This is a genomic window from Streptomyces yokosukanensis (assembly GCF_001514035.1).
In the GTDB taxonomy this organism is placed as follows: Bacteria; Actinomycetota; Actinomycetes; order Streptomycetales; family Streptomycetaceae; genus Streptomyces; species Streptomyces yokosukanensis.
This window is the reverse complement of record NZ_KQ948213.1, coordinates 180,199-201,640: the sequence shown is the minus strand read 5'-3', so window position 1 is coordinate 201,640 and position 21,442 is coordinate 180,199. Positions and strand designations below refer to the sequence as shown.

Genomic DNA, 21,442 nt, shown 5'->3' with positions numbered 1-21,442 from the left:
ACGGACATTGAAGTCGTAGGTACTGCTTACGCCGGGAGCCCGTTTCGCTCTGCAGAAGCCGGACAGCCAAGGAAGCGCCACCCTGTGGACACCAGGTGTCCGGTGGCGCCTCGAGAACCGAGGGGACATACAACAGATGCGAGCGCAGCCTGCTACGTCTGAGGTGCGCAGGCCCGCAGCGCAACTTGTAGCATACGGGGGCAGCCCGACAGGGTCAATGCGCGAAGGCGCACACCAGGGGCGGATCGCCGTATATCCGGCAGAAGAAACGTCCTTTGAGGCCACGCGGGCCCGTTGGACCGCCGGTGTGACGGACCCCTGACGGGTTGGACGGAAGAGTACGACGAGGGAGCCGATCATCCAAGAGCCGGAAGCGTACGAGCCCGAAGGACCCGAGGCGGACGAGCCGGAGGCCACGCGACGTGACGCCGGGGTCGCGGAGAGCGCACGGGCCAACCGGGGCTGGTGGGACCGCAACGCGGACGAGTACCAGGTCGACCACGGCACGTTCCTCGGCGACGACCGCTTCGTGTGGGGTCCGGAGGGCCTGGACGAGGTGGAGGCCGAGCTGCTCGGCCCGCAGGAGGAGCTGAAGGGCAAGGACGTCCTGGAGATCGGCGCGGGCGCGGCGCAGTGCGCGCGCTGGCTGGCCGCCCAGGGCGCCCGCCCGGTGGCCCTGGACCTCTCGCACCGCCAGCTCCAGCACGCCCTGCGGATCGGCGGATCGTTTCCGCTGGTCTGCGCGGACGCCGGCGCGCTGCCCTTCGCGGACGGCTCCTTCGACCTGGCCTGCTCGGCGTACGGGGCGCTGCCGTTCGTGGCCGACCCGCGGCTGGTGCTGCGTGAGGTGCGCCGGGTGCTGCGGCCGGGCGGCCGGTTCGTGTTCTCGGTGACGCATCCGATCCGCTGGGCGTTCCCGGACGAGCCGGGCCCCGAGGGCCTGTCGGTGTCCTCCTCCTACTTCGACCGCACGCCGTACGTGGAGCAGGACGAGGAGGGCCGCGCGGTCTACGTCGAACACCACAGGACGATCGGCGACCGCGTCCGGGACATCGTGGCGTCCGGCTTCCGGCTCGTGGACCTGGTCGAGCCGGAGTGGCCGTCCTGGAACACCTCGGAGTGGGGCGGCTGGTCCCCTCTGCGCGGGAACCTGATCCCGGGTACGGCGATCTTCGTGTGCGAGCGCGACTGAGCCCCTGACGACGGTGCACGCGCGCGTGGGGGCCGGTTTCGCCGTCGCACGCGCGCGTGGGGCCGGTTTCGCCATCGCACGCGCGCGTGGGGGCCGGTTTCGCCATCGCACGCGCGCGTGGGGGCCGGTTTCGTCGTCGTACGACACTGGGGGCGTGATCCGTTACGACGCCCTGGACGCGCTGCCCGTGCGCTCCGCCCTGCCCGCCCTCACCGAGGCCCTGGAGGACGCCGGCACCGCCGTGCTCGTGGCGCCACCCGGGACCGGCAAGACGACGCTGGTGCCGCTCGTGCTGGCGGGGCTGGTCGGTGGCGGGCCGGCGCGGCGGGTCGTGGTGGCCGAGCCGCGCCGGATCGCGGCACGGGCGGCGGCCCGCCGGATGGCGTGGCTGCTCGGTGAGAAGCCCGGTCGGAGCGTGGGCTTCACGGTCCGCGGAGAGCGGGCGGTGGGGCGGCACACGCGCGTGGAGGTCGTGACGACCGGCGTGCTGCTGCAGCGGCTGCAACGGGACCAGGAGCTGCCGGGGATCGATGTCGTCGTCCTCGACGAGTGCCATGAGCGGCATCTGGACGCCGATACGGCGGCCGCGTTCCTGTGGGACGTACGGCAGGCGCTGCGGCCGGAGCTGCGGCTGGTGGCCGCGTCGGCGACGACGGACGCGCAGGGTTGGGCGCGGCTGCTGGGCGGGGCGCCGGTGGTCGAGGCGGAGGGCGTCGCGCATCCGGTGGAGGTGGTGTGGGCGCCGCCGGTGCGTCCGGTACGGCCGCCCCACGGGATGCGCGTCGATCCGGCGCTGCTGGCACATGTGACCTCGGTGGTGCGGCGGGTGCTGGCCGAGCGGGACGGGGACGTCCTGTGCTTCCTGCCGGGTGTGGGCGAGATCGCGCGCGTGGCGGGGCAGCTCGGCGGACTCGGCGAGGTCGACGTGCTCCAGGTGCACGGGCGGGCACCGGCCGCCGTGCAGGACGCGGTGCTGGCGCCCGGGGCGCGGCGCCGGGTGGTGCTGGCGACCTCGGTGGCGGAGTCGTCGCTGACGGTGCCCGGGGTGCGGGTGGTGGTGGACTCGGGGCTCGCGCGGGAGCCCCGGGTGGACCACGCGCGCGGGCTGAGCGGTCTGACGACGGTACGGGCCTCGCGGGCGGCCGGGCGGCAGCGGGCGGGGCGGGCCGGGCGAGAGGCGCCGGGGGCGGTGTACCGCTGCTGGGCTGAGGCCGAGGACGGGCGTCTGCCGGCGTTTCCGGCACCGGAGATCAAGGTGGCCGACCTGACGGCGTTCGCCCTGCAGGTGGCTTGCTGGGGCGATCCGGACGCCTCCGGGCTGGCGTTGCTCGATCCGCCGCCGGGCGGGGCGATGGCGGCGGCGCGCGAGGTCCTGTCGGCCGTGGGCGCGGTGGACTCTGCCGGTCGGGCCACGTCGGCCGGCGTGCGGTTGGCTCGGCTCGGGGTGCATCCCCGGCTGGGGCGGGCTCTGCTGGACACGCCCGGGGAGGGTGCGGACGTCGTCGCCCTGCTCTCCGAGGAAGTGCCGCGGGACTACGGAGACGATCTTGCCGGTGCTTTGCGGCGGACCCGGCGTGGCGGCGACGCCTACGCCGCGCGGTGGGCCGCGGAGGTGCGGCGGCTGCGGGCCGTGTCGCAGGAGATCTCCCACCCGCTCGCCGGTGACCGCCGGCCGGAAGGCGCCGGCCGGTCCGGATCCGGCGACGGTGCCGACCGGCTCGCGGGGGCCGTCGCCGCGCTCGCCTTCCCCGAGCGGGTCGCAAGGCTCGACGGCGGGTCGTACCTCATGGCCTCCGGGACGCGCGCCGAGCTGGTGGAGGGGTCCGCGCTGCGGGGTGCTCCGTGGATCGTCGTCGCCGTCGCCGACCGGGTCGCCGGGAAGGGGCACGCGCGCGTGCTGCTCGGAGCCGCCCTGCACGAGGACGTGGCGCTCACCGCCGCCGGAGCCCTGCGCGCGGAGCAGGACGAGGTGCACTGGGCCGACGGCGACGCCGTGGCCCGGCATGTCGAACGGCTCGGGGCGATCGAGCTGGCCGTGCGGCCCCTGAAGGACGCCGATCCGGCGCTCGTCCGCGCCGCCCTGCTCGACGGGCTGCGCCAGGAGGGGCTCGGGCTGCTGCGGTGGACGCCGGACGCGGAGACGCTGCGGCAGCGGCTGGCGTTCTTGCGCGCGCGTCTCGGGGAGCCGTGGCCGGACGTGTCCGACGACGCGCTGCACGCGCGCGTGGACGAGTGGCTGGAGCCGGAGCTGGGCCGGGCCCGGCGGCGGGCGGATCTCGCGCGGATCGACGCCGGGCAGGCGCTCGCGCGGTTGCTGCCCTGGGCGAGCGGGGAGGCCGGCCGGCTGGACGAGCTGGCGCCGCAGCGGATCACCGTGCCGAGCGGGTCCGCGATCCGGATCGACTACCGGGATCCGGAGCAGCCGGTGCTCGCCGTCAAGCTGCAGGAGATGTTCGGGCTGGCGCGGACGCCCGCGGTGGCGGGTGTGCCGCTGCTCGTCCATCTGCTCTCGCCCGCGGGGCGGCCCGCCGCCGTCACCGCCGATCTCGCCTCCTTCTGGAAGGACGGCTACAAGGGCGTACGCGCGGAGCTGCGCGGGCGGTATCCGAAACATCCGTGGCCCGAGGACCCGGCGACCGCCGAGCCGACCCGGCACACCAACGCCCGGCTCAGACGCTGACCGGTTCCGGCTCCGGGGTCTCGGTGGGTGCCGGGTCCTCGGGGCGGCGGGCGCGGGCTTCCAGGTAGAGGGCGAGGGCGAGGAGCAGCACGCCTGCGGTCAGGGAGCCCCAGGGGACGTAGGAGGTGAGCATCAGGACCAGGGTGCGGTTGTGCTTGACCAGGGCGACGGTGTGCTCGATGTAGTCCTCGCGCATCTTCACGTCCCCGGCGAACGCGGTGACCTTGGCCCGGCCGCCGAGCAGACTGCCGCCGCGCAGTTCCTCCTTGTGGAGTTCCTCGCCGTAGACGGGGGCGCCGGTGACCGGTTCGACCCAGAACTTGCGGACGGTGCTGTACCAGCGGGTGGTGCCCGTCTTGGCGACCGTCTCCGGTGTGATGCCCTCGACGGGCATGCTCTTGGGCATCGGGACCTTGGTCCAGGGGATGGTCTGTTCGAAGTAGTAGACCTTCAGGCCGCGGAAGGTCTGCGTGCCCTTGTAGTGGATGGGGCTGGTGGTGCGGGTCTGCGCGTCGAAGTACTCGTAGTCGCGTTTCTGCGTCAGGAAGGGCCACTTGAACTCGATGCCCTGGCGGGTGACCGGGTCGCCGTCGACCGTCTCGCCGGTGGCGTGCACGGGGTCCTGGCTGTGGGCGTCGAAGATGTAGCGCTCGGGGACGCGGGAGACCATCTTGCCGTCGGGGCCCTGGACGTAGGAGAGGCTGTCCCAGACCACGACCGGCCGGCCCGCCGTCTTCTCGATCTTCTTCGCCGCCTCCACGTTGCCCTTGAGGGTCTGCACGATGGTGACCTTGGAGACCTTCTTGGCCCGTATGTGGTCGTAGTCGAGGAGGGTCGCGCCCTTGGCCTCCAGGACCATGTCCTGGTACTGGTTCGCGGGGATCCTGGCCAGGCGCGGGAAGGCGTACCAGCGCATGAGCGGGGACAGCGCCGCGAAGAACACGGCGCAGGCGAGCAGGATCAGGCTTGCCCTGCGGCGCATGGCGGGCCTCCTTCCCGGACGGGCGCGGCTGTGGCGGCTACGGGTGCGAAGGCACCGTCGACAGCAGCGGCTTGGGGGACGTCCGGCCCGACGGTGTCCCCATGGCGGTCATCGCCAGGACCAGGGCGAGCGCGAGGGCGAGACCGGTCGTGGCGGCGATCAGAGCGCGCATACGGGCCTCCCGGCGGTGTTCCTGACAGTCGTGCCAGACGGTCGTGCCAGACGTTCGTCGCCCGACGTTCCTGATGGAGCGTCAGCTTCGGCACCGTAGCAACGGGCGGGTGAGATGAGAACAGCGGTGCACGGACGAACGAGGGCGCCCTCCCCGCCACCGCGGAGAGGGCGCCCTGTCGGTGCGCGTGGTGTCAGGAGGAGGACGAGGACGAAGGCGAGGAAGACGGCGAGGACGAGGACGAGCCGGAGGGGCTCGGCGACGGGCTCGCGGACGGGCTCGGCGAGGTGACGTCGGCGGCGACCGTCAGCTCGACGGTGAGCGTGGTGCCGCCGGCGGTGGTGATCCGGAGCAGGAAGATGCCGGTGGTGTCGTCCGCGTACAGCTTCGGCAGCGTCAGCAGGCCCTTGGCGTCCGTCCGCAGGTCGGCAAGCGTGCGTACGGGCTTGCCGTCCTTGTCCTTGAAGTAGGGGCCCTTGTCGTTCTCGGTGGTGTCGAGAGGCGACTTGATCAGGGTGGCGGTGGCCGCGACCTTGTCCGCCACGGCGCCCTTGTACGTCGCCTTCACCTTGACCTGGTCGGCGAACTCGCCGCCCGGGGTGCAGGTCAGCGGGGTGTCGCTGGTGCGGGTCAGGGTGTCGGCGACGCGCTCGGTGACGGTGGCGGTGTAGTCGACGCCGTGGACCTTGCGGCCCACGACGGTGGCGGTGACCTTGAAGTCGCCGGTCTTCTCGCCCGCCTGGAGCGCCGGTGCGAGGGCGACGCCCTTGGCGTCGGTGGCGACCGTGGCCACGCTCTCGCCGCCGGTGAAGGTGGCGTCGGTGTCCCCGCTGATCGTGAAACGGATCCGCACCTTGGCGACGGACTTGTCGGCCTTGGTCTCGGCGCGGGTGCCGATCTGCTCGGTGAAGTCGTGGCCGGCCATCGCGGTGAGCGTGGCGGTGTCCGCGTCCTGAAGGTGGTCCACCGTGTCGGTGGGGGTCTGCGGGGTCGTCGGCGGGACGGGCGGCTTGGGCGGCTTCGGGCTGGGGCTGCCGCCACCGGGCTTGCCGGGTTTCGGGGACGGCTTCTTCCCGGGCTTGGACTTCTGCGGGTCCGAGGGCTTCGGGGACGGCGTGCGCGGAGTCCCGTCGCTGCGGTGGGCGGGCAGGCCGCCGCTGCCGTCGGGCACGGAGTGGGTGCCCTTGCGGTAGTACTCCAGCCAGGACAGGACGGTGTTCAGATAGTCCTGCGAGTTGTTGTAGCTGAGGATCGCGCTGTGCAGGTCGTCCTCGCGCGAGAGGTCCCAGCCGTCGCGGCACAGGTAGTGACCTGCGGCGAGGGCGGCGTCGTAGACGTTGTTGGGGTCCTTCTTGCCGTCGCCGTTGCCGTCCCGGCCGGCCCAGGCCCAGGTCGACGGGATGAACTGCATGGGGCCCACGGCCTGGTCGTACTCGGTGTTGCCGTCGTACTGGCCGTGGTCGGTGTCCTTGATGAGCGCGAAGCCGTTGCCGTCGAGCGCCGGGCCCAGGATCGGGGTGATCGTGGTGCCGTCGGCGTCGACGGCACCGCCGCGGGCCTGGCCCGACTCGACCTTGCCGATGGCGGCGAGCAGTTGCCAGGGCAGGTTGCAGCCGGGCTTGCCGGAGCGCAGTTCGGCCTCGGCCTTCTTGTAGGCGTCGAGCACCGTCGCCGGTATGCCGGCCTCGGCGTCGCCCTGGGCGACGGGGGTGCCGACGGTCGGCGAGGGGCTGGGGTTCGGGCTGTTGAGCGGCGGAAGGTCCGTGTAGTACGGCGAGTTGCCGGTGGCGTTGCCGTCGGAGGGCGCGTCGGGAACCGGGGCGGAGGCGCCGGCCGTCGCCCGTCTGGCGTGGTCCTCGCCGGTCGCTCCCGGAGCCTGGGACGCGGACAGGGCCGCGACCGCTGCTGCGGCCACGGCGGTGGTCGCCGCCCCCTTGCACAGCCGCCTTCCGAATTGCGCCGCCATCGAGTGAACCCCTCCCGTGGACGCCCCGCGCCCGTCTCCGTCGGCCTGTCTCACTCGGTGTGACGGTTGCCCCGGTGCGCCGGTTGCGCGTGTTGCGTCTTTACGTCCCTGTGATGTGTGTACGACTGTGCGATCGGCACGGTGACGCAGGTGACCCTACGGCAACTTGTCGCGTATCGGGACCCGTTCCCGTCCGTTATTCACCGGTTGGCCGACTCTCGTTGTCGCGTACGGTCCCTGGCAGGGTCACGCATACTGGACGAAATCCGATCACCGGCTCGATGCCACGGCCGACGAGCGTTCCAGGGAGCTGTGTTGCCGTTCACGCTCAGCCATGCGGCAGCCGTCCTGCCCGCGGTCCGCCGGGACGGGACCGGCCGCGGCCCGCTGGTTCCGGCGGTGCTCATCGCGGGTTCCTTCGCGCCCGACATGACCTTCTATGCCGCGAGTGTCCTGCCCGGCGGGATGGAATTCGGCACCGTCACACACGCGTTCGCCGGGGTCTTCACGGTCGATGTGCTCATCTCCTGGGGGCTGGTGGGGCTGTGGCTGCTCGTCCGCGAGCCGTTGGTGGCGCTGCTGCCCCGGAGTCTGCGAGGACGACCGGCCGTGCTGCTGCGCTGCGGTGCGCCACGCGCGCGTGCCTCCGTCGCCGCGGTGTCGTGGTGGTACGTCTCCGCGGTGCTGGGTGCGCTGACCCATGTGGTGTGGGACGCGTTCACCCATGACGGGCGGTGGGGGACACGACTGATTCCGGCCATCGAACGGGACCGCCTGGCGGGCATGCCGCTGTTCACGTGGCTGCAGTACGGCTCGTCCGTGGCGGGCGCGGTCGTGATCGCGGTGTTCGCCGTGCGGGCGCTGCGGCGGGCGGCGGGCGGGGAGCCGGTGGGGGTGCCCGTGCTGTCCGTGCGGGACCGGTGGGTGGCCGGGGTGGTGATCGGCGGTTGCGCGGCGGCCGGTGCGGTGCAGCGGGCGGCGCGCTGGTGGGCCGCCACGGGTGCGCCGAGGAGGCTGTGGGACCTGGTGCCCGCCCTGTGCTTCGGTCTGGGCGCCGGGCTGGTCCTGGGGCTGGTCCTGTATGCCGCCGGGGTCAGGGTGTGGCGTCGGGACCGGGCTCCGGGCGGCCCTGCGGGTCCCCGTGGTTCCGGTGCTCCCGGGGTGGTCGGTGCGCGCCGGGAGCGGCCGCCGGTCGCTCGGTGAGGGACGCGACGAAGACCGTGAGGGTCGGCCGGGGGCGCGATCTCGGGATCGCGGTGAGTGCGAGGGCGAGATAGCCGCGGGCGAGGTCGGCCCACTGGCGCCAGTACGCGGCACGGCCCGCGTGGGCGGTCCGGCCGGTGAGTCCGTGCCCGAGGTCCGTGGCGGCCCTGCGGACGGTCGCGGCCGGGTTGGCGGGGATGCGGGCGGTGCTTGCGTCGGCCGCGAGGGCCGGGACCGGCGAGGCGGGCATGGCCTGCGCCGAGGCGGTGTCCGCCCAGGCCCGGGTGTCTGCCTCGGGCGTCCGGCGGTGAAGCATGCGTATACCCATGCCCGCAGTTTTGCGGCTCTGAGGGGTGGGGGGCGTTTTGGCGGGGGCCACGTGAGTGACGGTCCCTGCGGGGACCGGCCGACGGTCCCCGGCGGGCGCCAGCTCCCGTGCTCGTGGAGGCAGGGGGCGTAGGGCGGGGCCCATGGGGTGCGGCGGGGTCGGCGCCGGCGGAATGCGACGTGGGGGCCGGGCGCCGCCGCGGCGGAGGAGTGGGCGCCCGCCCCCGCTCCGGTGCGGGCGCGGCGGAGCAAGGGGCATCCGCGACGACTGGGGTGAGGCGGCTGCCAAGCAAGGGGCACCCGCGCCGATGCCTTCGTCGGTCCCGGTGCAGCGGGCGGAGGGGCGGCGCAGCCGGCCTTGGCCGCGGCGCCCCCTCCACCCCGGTGACGGCTAGTGCGCCGCCGATTCCCAGTCCGGTCCGACGCCGACCGAGACGTCCAAGGGGGCGCGGAGCCGGACGGCGTCGGCCATTTCGCGGCGGACGATCTCTTCCACGGCCGCCCGCTCACCGGGGGCGATCTCCAGGACGATTTCGTCGTGGACCTGGAGCAGCATCCGGGACTTCAGGTCCGCCGCCCGCAGCGCGCTGTCCACCTTGAGCATGGCGATCTTGACGATGTCCGCCGCCGTGCCCTGGATGGGCGCGTTCAGGGCCATGCGCTCGGCCGCCTCGCGGCGCTGTCGGTTGTCGCTGTTGAGGTCGGGGAGGTAGCGGCGGCGGCCGAAGAGCGTCGCCGTGTAGCCCGTCGCCCGCGCCTCGTCGACCGCCCGGCGCAGATAGTCCCGCACACCGCCGAAGCGCTCGAAGTACGCGTCCATGAGGGCGCGTGCCTCCGCCGCCTCGATGTTCAGCTGCTGGGAGAGGCCGAAGGCGGAGAGGCCGTAGGCCAGGCCGTACGACATCGCCTTGATCTTGCGGCGCATCTCCGCGTCCACCGCGGCCGGCTCGACACCGAACACCTGGGACGCGGCCGTGGTGTGCAGGTCCTCGCCGGAGGTGAACGCCTGGATCAGGCCCTCGTCCTCGGAGAGGTGGGCCATCACGCGCAGCTCGATCTGGCTGTAGTCCGCGGTCATCAGGGCCTCGAAGCCCTCGCCGACCACGAAGCCGCGCCGGATCGCCCGGCCCTCGTCCGTGCGGACCGGGATGTTCTGCAGGTTCGGGTCCGTGGAGGACAGCCGGCCGGTGGCGGCCACCGTCTGGTTGAACGTGGTGTGGATGCGGCCGTCGCCCGCGACCGTCTTGATCAGGCCCTCCACCGTGACGCGGAGCTTGGCCTGCTCGCGGTGGCGGAGCATGATCACGGGCAGTTCGTTGTCGGTCTGGGTGGCGAGCCAGGCCAGGGCGTCGGCGTCCGTGGTGTAGCCGGTCTTGGTCTTCTTCGTCTTCGGCAGGGCCAGCTCGCCGAAGAGGACCTCCTGCAGCTGCTTGGGCGAGCCCAGGTTGAACTCGTGGCCGGCGGCCGCGTGGGCCTCCTTCACGGCCTGCTGCACCGCGCCCGCGAAGGTCTGCTCCATCGCCTCCAGGTGCGCGCGGTCGGCCGCGATGCCGTGCCGCTCCATGCGGGCGAGCAGGACGGACGTGGGCAGCTCCATGTCACGCAGGAGGTCCACCGCGCCAACCTCCTCCAGGCGGGTCCCGAAGGCCTCGCCGAGGTCGAGGACAGCGCGGGCCTGGACCATCAGGGACTCGGCCTCGGCGCCCTCGTCGGTGCCGAAGGCGAGCTGGCCGTCGGCCGCGGCGGCGGGCGCCAGCTCGCGGTGCAGGTACTCCAGCGACAGCGCGTCCAGGTCGAAGGAGCGGCGGCCCGGCTTGACCAGGTAGGCGGCGAGCGCGGTGTCCATGCTGACGCCCTCGACGGACCAGCCGTGCTCGGCGAAGACGCGCATGGCGCCCTTGGCGTTGTGGAACACCTTGGGGCGGCCGGCGTCGGCCAGCCAGGCCGCGAACGCGTTCTCGTCGGTCTCGTCCAGCTCGGCCGGGTCGAACCAGGCCGCCGCTCCCCCGGCCGCGGCCAGGGCGACCTCGGCGACCGAGCCGGTGCCCAGCGCCCAGGTGTCGACGGTGGCGACGCCCAGGGGCTCGGCGCCGTGCTCGGCGAGCCAGGGGGCCAGCTCGCCGGTGCCCAGGACCGTGCCGTCGATCTCCACGCCGTCCGCCGCGACCGGGGCGGCCTCGGCCTCCTCGCCGCCGGGGTCGACGGCGAACAGGCGCTCGCGCAGGGACGGGTTCCGGATCTCCAGGGTGTCCAGGACCATCGTGACGGCCGTGCGGTCGTACGGGGCCCGCTCCAGGTCGGGGACCGACTTCGACAGCTCGACCTGGCGCTCCAGTTCGGTCAGGACGCGGTTGAGCTTGACCGACTCCAGGTGGTCGCGGAGGTTCTGCCCGACCTTGCCCTTGACCTCGTCGACGCGCTCGACCAGCTCGGTGAAGGAGCCGAACTGGTTGATCCACTTCGCGGCGGTCTTCTCGCCGACGCCGGGGATGCCGGGGAGGTTGTCGGACGGGTCGCCGCGCAGGGCCGCGAAGTCGGGGTACTGGGCGGGCGTCAAGCCGTACTTCTCGAGCACCTTCTCCGGGGTGAACCGGGTCAGCTCCGAGACGCCCTTCGTCGGATAGAGCACGGTGACGTGGTCGGTGACCAGCTGGAAGGAGTCGCGGTCGCCGGTGACGATCAGCACGTCGAAGCCCTCGGCCTCGGCCTGCGTGGCGAGGGTGGCGATGATGTCGTCCGCCTCGAACCCCTCGACGGCGAAGCGCGGGGCGTGCATCGCGTCGAGCAGCTCGCCGATCAGCTCGACCTGGCCCTTGAACTCGTCCGGGGTCTTGGAGCGGTTCGCCTTGTACTCGGTGAACCGCTCGGAGCGCCAGGTCTTGCGCGAGACGTCGAAGGCCACGGCGAAGTGCGTGGGCTCCTCGTCACGCAGGGTGTTGGCCAGCATCGACGCGAAACCGTAGATCGCGTTCGTCGGCTGGCCGGTCGCGGTCGTGAAGTTCTCCGCGGGCAGCGCGAAGAACGCGCGGTAGGCCAGCGAGTGCCCGTCCATGAGCATCAGCCGGGGACGGGTGCCGCCGGGGGTCTTGTCGGTCTTCTTCGATGCTGTCTCTGCCACGTCCCCGATCCTGCCACGCCGCACTGACACTCCGTTCCGGGGCGCAGGCAGTGGTCGCCCGGTCACTCGTCGTGCGGGCGGTGGACAGGGCCCGGACGGCGAAGGGGGACGGAGTCGTTGTCACTGGTCCGTGGGAGGATCGGCATCTCGGTCGGGATGCGCAGTCGAAGGGGAGCGGGCGATGGCGACGAAGCCGCCCAAGGGTGATCCGGTTCAGGACGCACCGCAGGTCGCGGAGCCGAAGCGCGCCGCCGCGGGACTGCCCGCCATCGGGCACACGCTGCGCATGGCTCAGCAGCAGATGGGTGTGCGGCGCACGGCGCTGACGCTGCTGCGGGTGAACCAGAAGGACGGCTTCGACTGCCCGGGCTGTGCCTGGCCGGAGCCCGAGCACCGGCACAAGGCGGAGTTCTGCGAGAACGGCGCGAAGGCGGTGGCCGAGGAGGCCACCCTGCGCCGTGTCACCCCGGAGTTCTTCGCCGCGCACCCGGTCGCCGATCTGTCCGGCCGCAGCGGCTACTGGCTGGGCCAGCAGGGCCGGCTCACCCATCCCATGTACCTCCCCGAGGGCGGCACGCACTACGAGCCGGTGAGCTGGGAGCGTGCCTTCGGCATCGTCGCCGAGGAGATCGCCGCGCTCTCCTCCCCCGACGAGGCCGTCTTCTACACCTCTGGGCGTACCAGCAACGAGGCCGCTTTCCTGTATCAGCTCTTCGCGCGCGAGCTGGGCACGAACAACCTGCCGGACTGCTCGAACATGTGCCACGAGTCGTCCGGTTCGGCGCTCGTCGAGACCCTGGGCGTCGGCAAGGGCAGCGTCCTGCTGGAGGATCTCCACAAGGCCGACCTGATCATCGTCGCCGGGCAGAACCCCGGGACGAACCACCCGCGCATGCTCTCCGCGCTGGAGAAGGCCAAGGCCGGCGGCGCGAAGGTGATCAGCGTCAATCCGCTGCCCGAGGCCGGCCTGGAGCGGTTCAAGAACCCGCAGACCCCGCAGGGCCTGCTGAAGGGCGCCGCCCTCACCGATCTGTTCCTGCAGATCCGCATCGGCGGCGACCAGGCGCTCTTCCGGATCCTGAACAAGCTGATCCTGGCCGCGCACGACACCGCCTCCGGCGCGGGCACGGCTTCGGGCGCAGCTTCGGGCGCGGACTCGGGTACGAGCGCGATCGACGAGGACTTCATCCGCGAGCACACCCACGGTTTCGAGGAGTTCGCCGCGGCCGCGCGGGCCGCCGACTGGGACGAGACGCTCAGGGCGACCGGCCTCTCGCGCGAGGAGATCGAGCAGGCGCTCGGCATGGTGCTCGCCTCCCGGCGGACCATCGTGTGCTGGGCCATGGGCCTGACCCAGCACAAGCATGCCGTGCCGACCATCCGCGAGGTGGTCAACTTCCTGCTGCTGCGCGGCAACATCGGCCGGCCGGGGGCGGGCGTGTGCCCGGTCCGCGGCCACTCGAACGTGCAGGGCGACCGCACGATGGGCATCTTCGAGCGGCCCGCGCCGGCCTTCCTGGACGCCCTGGAGAAGGAGTTCGGGTTCGCCCCGCCGCGCGAGCACGGCTTCGACGTCGTGCGGGCCATCCGCGCGCTGCGCGACGGCGAGGCGAAGGTGTTCTTCGCCATGGGCGGCAACTTCGTCTCCGCCTCGCCCGACACCGAGGTGACCGAGGCCGCGATGCGGCGCGCACGGCTGACGGTGCATGTGTCCACCAAGCTCAACCGCTCGCACGTCGTCACGGGCGCGCGGGCGCTGATCCTGCCCACGCTCGGCCGCACCGAGCGCGATCTGCAGGCCGGCGGTGAGCAGTTCGTGACCGTCGAGGACTCGATGGGCATGGTGCACGCCTCGCGCGGGCGGCTCGCGCCGGCGAGCCCGCACCTGCGGTCCGAGCCCGCGATCGTGTGCGGTCTCGCGCGTCGCGTGCTCGGCGCGGAAAGCGTCGTGCCGTGGGAGGGGTTCGAGAAGGACTACGCGACGATCCGTGACCGCATCGCGCGTGTGGTCCCCGGTTTCGAGGACTTCAACGCGCGGGTGGCCCGGCCGGGCGGCTTCGCGCTGCCGCACGCCCCGCGCGACGAGCGCCGCTTCCCGACCGTCACGGGCAAGGCGAACTTCACGGCGGCACCGGTGGAGTACCCCGAACTGCCCGAGGGCCGGCTGCTGTTGCAGACCCTGCGCTCGCACGATCAGTACAACACCACGATCTACGGCCTGGACGACCGCTACCGGGGCATCACCGGTGGCCGCCGGGTGGTGCTGGTGCACCCCGAGGACGCGCGGGCGCTCGGGTTCCCCGAGGGGTCGTACGTCGACCTGGTGAGCGAGTGGAAGGACGGCGTGGAGCGGCGGGCGCCCGGCTTCCGCGTCGTGCACTATCCGACGCCCCGGGGATGCTCGGCGGCGTACTACCCCGAGACGAACGTCCTGGTCCCGCTCGACGCGACGGCCGACACCAGCAACACCCCGGCCAGCAAGTCGGTCGTCGTACGCCTCGAAGGCCACACCGGAAGCCGTCTGGAACAATCGGCGACCGACTGAGCGTTTGCTCAGCGAGCAGATCAGGTGACGAAGAACGGAGCCGGGCCCATGGGCGAGCAGCAGCAAGTGAAGTTCCCTCAGGAGATCATCGACGAGTACGCGGCGCTCGGTGTCGATCTGCCCGCCCTGTTCTCGGCCGGACACCTCGGCACGCGGATGGGTGTGCAGATCCTGGAGGCCTCGCCGGAGAAGGTCGTCGGGACCATGCCGGTGGAGGGCAACACCCAGCCGTACGGCCTGCTGCACGGCGGCGCCTCGGCGGTGCTGGCGGAGACCCTGGGTTCGGTCGGCTCCATGCTGCACGGCGGCAGCTCGAAGATCGCGGTCGGCGTGGACCTGAACTGCACGCACCACCGCGGGGTCCGCTCGGGCCTGGTGACCGGTGTGGCCACGCCGGTGCACCGGGGGCGTTCGACGGCGACGTACGAGATCGTGATCAGCGACGAGGAGGGCCGCCGGGTGTGCAGCGCGCGGCTGACCTGCCTGCTGCGGGACGTGCAGCTGCCGGGCTGACGGGCGCGGTACGGGCGCGGGCCGGTACGGCGCGATACGGCCCCCGCCGACCGGCGCCGGACGCGGAATCTCCCATTTCCGTTGACTGTGAACAGGCCATTCCATGCCCACGTCGGCGCACGGCATCGCCACGGAAGGAAAACTTCCAGCCAGACCGCGCACTCCATGGCCAGCGAAACGACCAGATTTTCCGAGTTTCGAAGGCATGCGGGCACCGCATTCACGCCACACTCCGAGCGCGCCCAAAAATTCAAGATCAGAAGTCTCCACGAAATACTTTGGAAATTTTCGCCACTCCACCCGAACGACGGTCAAGCGCACGCAAATTCGGCCGGGCGGGGACTTGAAGTCGATCAATAGGACGATTAAATTTCGACGAAGTCCGCGCCAAAAGCGTTCAGGGAATATGGAGTGTGATGTCCCAGCCAGCCGAATCGCCCCTGGTCGGGGTCGGTGAGATCGTGGCCGCGACCCGGCGGTCCGCCGGGCTGATCCGCCGCACACCGATGCTGCCTCTCGACGTTCCCGCGTCCGAGAAGGCCGGGCCGACCGAGCGACGGCCGGATCTGCTGCTCAAGGCCGAACACCTGCAGCTGCTGGGCTCGTTCAAGGTGCGCGGCGCCTTCAACGCGGTCGCGTCGCTGCCGGAGGAGGTGCGCGCCCGTGGCGTCATCACCTTCTCCAGCGGCAATCACGGCAAGGCCGTCGCCCATGCCGCCGCTCTGCACGGCGTCAAGGCCACCGTGGTGATGCCCGACACCGCCCCGGCCGTGAAGATCGACGGGGTACGGGCGCTCGGCGCCACGGTCGAGCTGGTGCCCCCCGAGCGGCGGGACATCCACCCGTACGAGCTCGCCGCGCGAAGCGGCGCGCAGGTGGTGCACCCCTTCGACGCGCGGGACGTCATAGCCGGCCAGGGCACGCTCGGTCTCGAGATCCTGCAGCAGGCACCGGATCTGTCAGCGGTGCTGGTGCCGGTCAGCGGGGGCGGACTGATCAGCGGCGTGGCCGTCGCGATCAAGACGCTGCGCCCCGATGTCCGGGTCATCGGCGTGGAACCCGAGCTGGCGGCGGACGCGGCCGTAAGCCTGCGCACCGGCGAACGGGCGGTCTGGCCCACCGAGGACGTCTACCGGACCCGGGCGGACGGCCTGCGTGCCACCTCGCTCGGCGCGCTTCCCTGGGAGCACATACGCCGGCTCGTGGACGACATCGTGACGGTCTCGGAGGACGACATCAGCCGTGCTCTGCGCTGTCTCGCCTGCCACGGAAAGCAAGTGGTGGAGCCGTCGGGAGCAGTCGCCCCGGCGGCTCTTCTCTTTGGGAGCTTCGTCCCGCCGGCAGGGGCGGGCCCCGTGGTGGCCGTCGTGTCCGGCGGAAATGTCGACCCGGCCGTGGTCTCGTCGGTGCTCGCCACGCCACTCTGAGCGCGAACCCACGTTTCATTTCTAGGGGGATCATTGTCATCGCACATACGCATGTCGCTGTCTGCGGCATGCGAGGAAGCAGAATTCTCGTACCGCACCATTCCCTTCTACCGTGAACTCATCGACGGGGCAGGTCTGGCATCGTCGGGGCAGTTACGCCTCGACGGACCGGATGCGTTCCGGAAACTCCCGTTCACCAGCAAAGCGGATTTTCGGCGCGGTTTTCCGGCCCGCGTCGTGAACCACGAGGAATCCCTGCCGGAACTGACCTACACCAGCAGAAGTTCGGGAACCACCGGGGATCGTCTGGTCACGGTCGTGCACCGTCCCCTGCTGGCCGAGCGCATGGCCGTCACCGCCGCCACGCACCCGGCCCTGAGCGAGCGGCTGCTCGGCGCGGCGCACCGCAAGGTGGCCCGCCTGGCCGCCCCCAACTGCTCGGACGTGGAATGCGCGACCCCGCTCTCCACTCTCGCCGACCGCACCCTGCCCGACGGCACCCTGGTGCTGTCCATCGCGCACGACGTGCTGGCCACGCCCGGGGCGATGATCGACAAGATCTTCGACGAACTGGACGCCTACCGACCGGCGTGGCTCTACACCGACCCGACCCACCTGGCCTTCCTCTGCGGCCACCTGCGCAGGCGGGGCCTGGCCACACTGCCCGTCGGGGCCGTCGTCCTCACCTACTCGCTGCTGACCCATGCCGCGCGCCGAGCCGTCACCGCCGCCGTGCCCGAGGGCACACCGGTGGCCGAGGTGCTCTCCATGTCCGAGTTCGGCTGGCTCGGCATCGAATGCCCCGCCGGGGCGCGCCACCTGAACGAGGAGAACTACCACCACGAGATCCTCCGGGAGGACGGCGAGGACGCCCGCACCGGTGAGATCGGCGAACTCGTGATCACCAGCATCGGAGACCAGCTCTCTCCGCATGTCCGCTACCGGACCGGGGACCTGGTCGAACCAGGTGGCCGATGTCCCTGCGGGGCCGAGGGACGCACCGTGATCCACCACGGCCGCGCCTCGACATGCCTCGCCGACGGCGCCGACGGACGCTTCGTGACCCCCCGCCAGGCGGACGACGCCCTGTGCGACGTCGTCGGCATCGGCCACTACCGCATCGACCAGAGCGCCCCGGACAGCGTCCACTGCCGGGTCATCACCCGCGAGGACGCACCGCTCGACACGGTGCCGGCCGTGCAGGACCGGCTCCGGGACCTGCTCCCCCATGTGCCGCGGGTCGAAGCCACCGCCGTGACCCACATCGAGGCCGAGCGCTCGGGCAAGTTCAGCACCTGCGCCGGACCGGGCCGGGTGCGCGAAGGAGCCCTGCTGTGACCGCCGCCGTGGACTTCCGTGCGGACTTCCCGGTTCTGCGGCGCGTGGTGGACGCGGGCCCCCTCGTCTACCTCGACAACGCTGCCACCTCGCTGAAACCGCAGTCGGTGATCGACGCGATGGCGGGCTACTACGACTCCGTCAGCGCCAACATCCACCGCGGCAAGCACATCCTGTCCGAGGAGGCGTCCGAACGCTTCGAGCAGGTGCGTGCCAGGATCGCCGCCCGTCTCGGCGTACCGCCGCGCAACATCGTGTTCACCACCAACACCACCGACGGCATCAACCTCGTGGCGAGCGGGCTGCCACTGACCGAGACCGACCTGGTCGCGATCCCGCTCGACGCGCACCACTCGGCTCAGCTCCCCTGGCGGGAACGGTGCCGGACGGTCTGGCTCGCGGCGAGCCCGTACGCCACCGTGGACGAGGAGTCCTTCCGCGCGGCGCTGGACCGTTCCCCCCGGGTCGTGGTCCTCACAGCCGCTTCCAACGTCACGGGGCACACCGCCGACCTCGACCGGCTGACCGCGCAGGCCCGGGAGGCGGGCGCCTGGACCGTGGTGGACGCGGCGCAACTGGCGCCGCACCGGTTGCCGCGGATCGGTGAGTCCGTCGACGCGCTGGCGTTCTCCGCCCACAAGATGCTCGGGCCCACCGGCATCGGTGTGCTGTACCTGAGCGACCGGTTGATCGAGGAGCTGACGCCGAGCAAGCTCGGCGGCGGCACCGTCGACTGGGCGGACGAGCACGAGTTCCGACTGCGCCGTGCCCCCTATCGCTTCGAGCCGGGCACCCCGAACATCAGCGGCGTCTACGGACTCGGTGCCGCCCTGGAGTATCTCGACGCGATCGGCGAGGCCGAACTGGCCGCACGCGACCAGGACCTGCTCACCGTGCTGCTCGCGCAGGCGAAGTCCCGTCCCTACCTGACGGTCCTGGGAGGTCTGTCGGATCGGGACCGGCTGCCCGTACTGACCGTGGCCCTCAGAGGCGTTCCCGATCCCTCCACGATCGCCCGCGCGCTCAGCGACTCGTACGGGGTGATGTGCCGCTCCGGGTACTTCTGCGCCCAGCCGTACTTCGCGGCGCACGGTCAGACGGCGGGACTGCGCATCGCGCCCTATCTGTACAACACCGAGGGCGAGATCGAGCACACCTTCGCGGCGCTCGACGAGCTGCACCCGCTGCTTGCCGAGAGGGCCCGATGACCGAGTACGCCGAGGAGCTGTACGAACGGTTCCGTGCCGTCGCCGCGTCCGCCCCCGACCGCACGGCGGTCATCAGCGGTGACGGAGCGCGGACGACCTACCGGGAGCTGGCCGGCCTCACCGACCTGGCCACCCGCGCCCTGAGCGCTCGCACGGACGGTGAGGACACGGTGGCGGTCGAGGTCGAGCGCTCGCCGCGGCACCTCGCCGCCGTGCTGGCCGGCTGGCGACTCGGACTGGCCTACGCGCCGATCCGGCATCACGAGACACCGGCACGCCGCAGCCGTGTGCTGCGGCAGCTCGGCGGGCGTGCCCTGCTGGTCTCCGGCGACGCCCGGGCGGCCCGGATCGGCAGGGTGGATCCGCGCGAGCACGGGGAGCTGACGCAACCGCTGCGCTGGCCCAGCGGCCAGGCCGCCTATGTGGTGTTCACGTCCGGCAGTACCGGCGCCCCCAAGGGCACGGTCCTGTCGGCGGAGGGCTTCGCCAACCGGATCGACTGGAGCCAGCGCGCCTATCCGCTCGCCGCGGACGACGTCCTGCTGCAGCACACCGCCGTCTCCTTCGACTTCGCGGTGTGGGAGACGGCGGCGGCGCTCGTGCACGGCGCCACCGTGCTGCTCACCGAGGACGCGCCGTACGCGGACCCCGAGGAGGCCGTGCAGGCGGCGGTGCGGCACCGGGCCACCGTCGCCCACTTCGCGCCGTCCGTCCTCTCCCTCGTGGAGCTGTCCGGGCTGCTGGCGGACTGGACCTCGCTGCGGCTGCTGTACTCGGGCGGGGAGCAGCTGCAGAGCACGCTGGCGAGCCGGGTGCTCGACCAGGCGCCGCACACGCGCCTGGTCAACCAGTACGGCCCCGCCGAGACCTGCGTCGACTCCACCCATCACCCCTGTGCCCTCCCCCTGCCCGAGGGGCCGGTGCCCATCGGGCAGGCCATCGACCGCACCCGGCTCTCGCTGCTCCCCGTCGACGGACTCGGTTCCGATGCGGGCGAGTTGGTGATCTGCGGCCCCGGGGTCGCGTTCGGCTACCTGGACTCGGCCGAGCCCGCCGGAGACCGCTTCGGCCAGGACAGCAACGGCCGTACGTTCCGCACCGGTGACGTGGTGCGCCGACTGCCCGACGGCGAGCTGCTGTTCCTCGGGCGCCGCGACGACCAGCTGAAGGTCGGTGGCGTACGAGTGGAACTGGGCGAGATCGAAACGGTGGCCGCCGCCGTACCCGGGGTGTCCGCCGCGGTCGCCTGCGCCGTGGACGGGCCGGGCGGCCCCGTGATCGATCTCGTCGTGGAGAGCCGCGACGACTCGCTGGATCTGCGGGAGCTGCGCGCCGCACTGACGGAGCGGCTGATGGGTCCGGTGACGCCCCGCCGGCTGCGCGTCGTCGCCTCCCTGCCCCGCACTCCCGGCGGCAAGGTCGACCGGTCCCGGGCGCTCGACCGCGCCCGGCCCGACGCCGAGAAGACTCACCCCGTACAGACGAACGAGGAGACACGTTGAACCCCGCGAACAACACCGTGAGCGCGGACGCCGAGGCCTGTGTCCGCGCAGTGTGGACGGACGTGCTCGGCTGTCCGCCGCCGGAAGGGGACCAGGACTTCTTCGAGGACCTGGGCGGCAACTCGCTGCTGGCCTTCCAGGCGACCGTCCGGCTGCGCGAGGCGCTGGGGCGGCATGTGCCGCTGAAGCTGCTGTTCACCGCACGCACGTTCAACGACTACACCGCCCGGCTCCAAGGGGAGTGCTCTTCATGACCACCCACGACGACGCCGTAGGCCGGGCGCTCGAGGACTGCACGACACATGGAACGTTCCCGCTGGTCGTCACGTGCGCCGGTGCCGGTGACGCCCCTGGCTGGGCCGCCCGGCACGCCGAGCCGCTGCGGACGGCGTTGCGCCTGCACGGCGCGTTGATCCTGCGTGGCTTCCCCGTCCCCGACGAGGGTGTCTTCCAGGACGTCGTCGGCGCGCTCAGCGGCGGCACCTGGGCCGAGTACCAGGAGCGGGCGACGCCCCGCTCCCATGTGTCGGGGGCCGTGTTCACCTCGACCGAGTACCCGGCCGACCGGTCGATCTTCGTGCACAACGAGAGTTCGCACGTGCTGCGCTGGCCGCGCCACCTCTACTTCTGGTGCGACACCCCCGCGGCCGAGGGCGGGGAGACCCCGCTGTGCGACACACGGCGCGTGTACCGGGAGCTGGACCCCGGGCTGCGCAACCGGTTCGCCGCCGAGGGCTGGATCTACCAGCGGAACTTCGGCACCGGCATCGGCTTCGACTGGCAGTCGGTGTACGGGGTGAAGACCTTCGGCGAACTGGAGGAGTACTGCGCCCAGAACCACACGGCGGTACGCCGGGACGGCGACAACGTCCAGGTGCGGTACCGTCGTTGGGCGACCATGCGGCATCCCGACACCGGTGAGGACAGCTGGTTCAACCACGGCGTCTTCTTCAACCGCTGGAACCTCGAACCGGAGTTGCAGGAGTTCGCCGAGGAACTCGGCGAGTCCGCACTGCCGTACAACACCCTGCACGGGGACGGCAGCCCGGTCGACCGGGAGGTGATCGAGGAGATCCGTGCGGCCTACGACGCGGCGACGGTCGCCGAGCCCTACCAGGCCGGTGACGTGATGGTCGTCGACAATGTCGCCGTCGCCCATGGCCGCAGGCCCTACCGGGGCCGGCGCCGGATCCTGGTCACCATGACCGACCCCACCGACGGTACGGCCCTCGCGCCGCCCGCCGTCGTGGCGACTCCCGGCTGGTAGAG

16 protein-coding genes are annotated in these 21,442 nt (G+C 72.0%); 11 read left to right on the top strand and 5 right to left on the bottom strand.

Annotated elements, in window-relative coordinates:
* Positions 1-355 precede the first annotated feature (355 nt).
* Entirely contained in the window at positions 356-1,192 is an 837-nt protein-coding gene (locus AQI95_RS20840; RefSeq protein WP_107121704.1) for a class I SAM-dependent methyltransferase, read from the top strand.
* A gap of 154 nt (positions 1,193-1,346) precedes the next feature.
* A complete protein-coding gene (hrpB, locus tag AQI95_RS20835) occupies positions 1,347-3,872 on the top strand; it encodes an ATP-dependent helicase HrpB (protein ID WP_067125565.1) in 2,526 nt (841 codons plus the stop codon).
* On the opposite strand, the gene pgfA is transcribed toward hrpB, so the two are convergent.
* The 3 genes from pgfA to AQI95_RS20825 form a co-directional block, all read right to left on the bottom strand.
* A complete protein-coding gene (gene pgfA, locus AQI95_RS20830; protein ID WP_067125562.1) occupies positions 3,862-4,854 on the bottom strand; it encodes a cell envelope lipid trafficking protein PgfA in 993 nt (330 codons plus the stop codon). The two genes, hrpB and pgfA, sit on opposite strands and share 11 nt — an antisense overlap.
* A gap of 37 nt (positions 4,855-4,891) precedes the next feature.
* Complete coding sequence (locus tag AQI95_RS46545) at positions 4,892-5,026, bottom strand: SPW_0924 family protein (RefSeq protein ID WP_107121703.1); 135 nt, start codon at positions 5,024-5,026, stop codon at positions 4,892-4,894.
* A 193-nt stretch (positions 5,027-5,219) separates the two neighbouring features.
* On the bottom strand, positions 5,220-6,992 hold the full coding sequence (locus tag AQI95_RS20825; protein WP_067125559.1) for a lytic transglycosylase domain-containing protein: 1,773 nt from the start codon (positions 6,990-6,992) through the stop codon (positions 5,220-5,222).
* A 315-nt stretch (positions 6,993-7,307) separates the two neighbouring features.
* On the opposite strand from AQI95_RS20825, the gene AQI95_RS20820 reads away from it, so the two are divergent.
* On the top strand, positions 7,308-8,195 hold the full coding sequence (locus AQI95_RS20820) for a DUF4184 family protein (protein WP_067125556.1): 888 nt from the start codon (positions 7,308-7,310) through the stop codon (positions 8,193-8,195).
* Here AQI95_RS20820 and AQI95_RS48340 read toward each other — a convergent pair.
* Positions 8,086-8,523, bottom strand: coding sequence for a hypothetical protein (locus AQI95_RS48340; RefSeq protein WP_208614227.1), 438 nt, complete (start codon positions 8,521-8,523; stop codon positions 8,086-8,088). The two genes, AQI95_RS20820 and AQI95_RS48340, sit on opposite strands and share 110 nt — an antisense overlap.
* 390 nt (positions 8,524-8,913) lie before the next feature.
* Complete coding sequence (gene polA, locus AQI95_RS20810) at positions 8,914-11,640, bottom strand: DNA polymerase I (RefSeq protein WP_067125550.1); 2,727 nt, start codon at positions 11,638-11,640, stop codon at positions 8,914-8,916.
* 181 nt (positions 11,641-11,821) lie between these two features.
* On the opposite strand from polA, the gene AQI95_RS20805 reads away from it, so the two are divergent.
* The 8 genes from AQI95_RS20805 to AQI95_RS20770 all read left to right on the top strand — a co-directional run bounded on the left by AQI95_RS20805 (position 11,822) and on the right by AQI95_RS20770 (position 21,440).
* Positions 11,822-14,185: an FdhF/YdeP family oxidoreductase gene (locus AQI95_RS20805; protein WP_067125547.1), complete on the top strand. Its 2,364-nt coding sequence runs from the start codon at positions 11,822-11,824 to the stop codon at positions 14,183-14,185.
* A gap of 48 nt (positions 14,186-14,233) precedes the next feature.
* Entirely contained in the window at positions 14,234-14,698 is a 465-nt protein-coding gene (locus AQI95_RS20800) for a hotdog fold thioesterase (RefSeq protein WP_067125543.1), read from the top strand.
* A 416-nt stretch (positions 14,699-15,114) separates the two neighbouring features.
* Positions 15,115-16,125, top strand: a complete 1,011-nt coding sequence (locus AQI95_RS20795; RefSeq protein WP_067125538.1) for a threonine ammonia-lyase — start codon at positions 15,115-15,117, stop codon at positions 16,123-16,125.
* Positions 16,126-16,362: 237 nt separating this feature from the next.
* A complete protein-coding gene (locus AQI95_RS47375; protein ID WP_159056552.1) occupies positions 16,363-17,463 on the top strand; it encodes an acyl-CoA synthetase family protein in 1,101 nt (366 codons plus the stop codon).
* Positions 17,460-18,671, top strand: coding sequence for an aminotransferase class V-fold PLP-dependent enzyme (locus tag AQI95_RS20785; RefSeq protein ID WP_067125532.1), 1,212 nt, complete (start codon positions 17,460-17,462; stop codon positions 18,669-18,671). Before AQI95_RS47375 ends, AQI95_RS20785 begins: the two co-directional genes overlap by 4 nt.
* On the top strand, positions 18,668-20,173 hold the full coding sequence (locus tag AQI95_RS20780; protein WP_067125529.1) for an amino acid adenylation domain-containing protein: 1,506 nt from the start codon (positions 18,668-18,670) through the stop codon (positions 20,171-20,173). Before AQI95_RS20785 ends, AQI95_RS20780 begins: the two co-directional genes overlap by 4 nt.
* Positions 20,170-20,427, top strand: a complete 258-nt coding sequence (locus AQI95_RS46540; protein ID WP_067125526.1) for an acyl carrier protein — start codon at positions 20,170-20,172, stop codon at positions 20,425-20,427. Before AQI95_RS20780 ends, AQI95_RS46540 begins: the two co-directional genes overlap by 4 nt.
* Positions 20,424-21,440, top strand: coding sequence for a TauD/TfdA family dioxygenase (locus AQI95_RS20770; protein WP_067125523.1), 1,017 nt, complete (start codon positions 20,424-20,426; stop codon positions 21,438-21,440). The genes AQI95_RS46540 and AQI95_RS20770 overlap by 4 nt, the downstream gene beginning before the upstream one ends.
* Positions 21,441-21,442 lie beyond the last annotated feature (2 nt).

What these genes read in the sequence shown, in the direction of transcription:
- AQI95_RS20780 (WP_067125529.1), top strand. Translation starts at nt 18,668, where the DNA reads ATGACCGAGTACGCCGAGGAGCTGTACGAACGGTTCCGTGCCGTCGCC.
- AQI95_RS20825 (WP_067125559.1), bottom strand. Translation starts at nt 6,992, where the DNA reads ATGGCGGCGCAATTCGGAAGGCGGCTGTGCAAGGGGGCGGCGACCACC.
- AQI95_RS46545 (WP_107121703.1), bottom strand. Translation starts at nt 5,026, where the DNA reads ATGCGCGCTCTGATCGCCGCCACGACCGGTCTCGCCCTCGCGCTCGCC.
- AQI95_RS20805 (WP_067125547.1), top strand. Translation starts at nt 11,822, where the DNA reads ATGGCGACGAAGCCGCCCAAGGGTGATCCGGTTCAGGACGCACCGCAG.
- AQI95_RS48340 (WP_208614227.1), bottom strand. Translation starts at nt 8,523, where the DNA reads ATGGGTATACGCATGCTTCACCGCCGGACGCCCGAGGCAGACACCCGG.
- AQI95_RS20770 (WP_067125523.1), top strand. Translation starts at nt 20,424, where the DNA reads ATGACCACCCACGACGACGCCGTAGGCCGGGCGCTCGAGGACTGCACG.
- AQI95_RS20795 (WP_067125538.1), top strand. Translation starts at nt 15,115, where the DNA reads ATGTCCCAGCCAGCCGAATCGCCCCTGGTCGGGGTCGGTGAGATCGTG.
- pgfA (WP_067125562.1), bottom strand. Translation starts at nt 4,854, where the DNA reads ATGCGCCGCAGGGCAAGCCTGATCCTGCTCGCCTGCGCCGTGTTCTTC.
- AQI95_RS20800 (WP_067125543.1), top strand. Translation starts at nt 14,234, where the DNA reads ATGGGCGAGCAGCAGCAAGTGAAGTTCCCTCAGGAGATCATCGACGAG.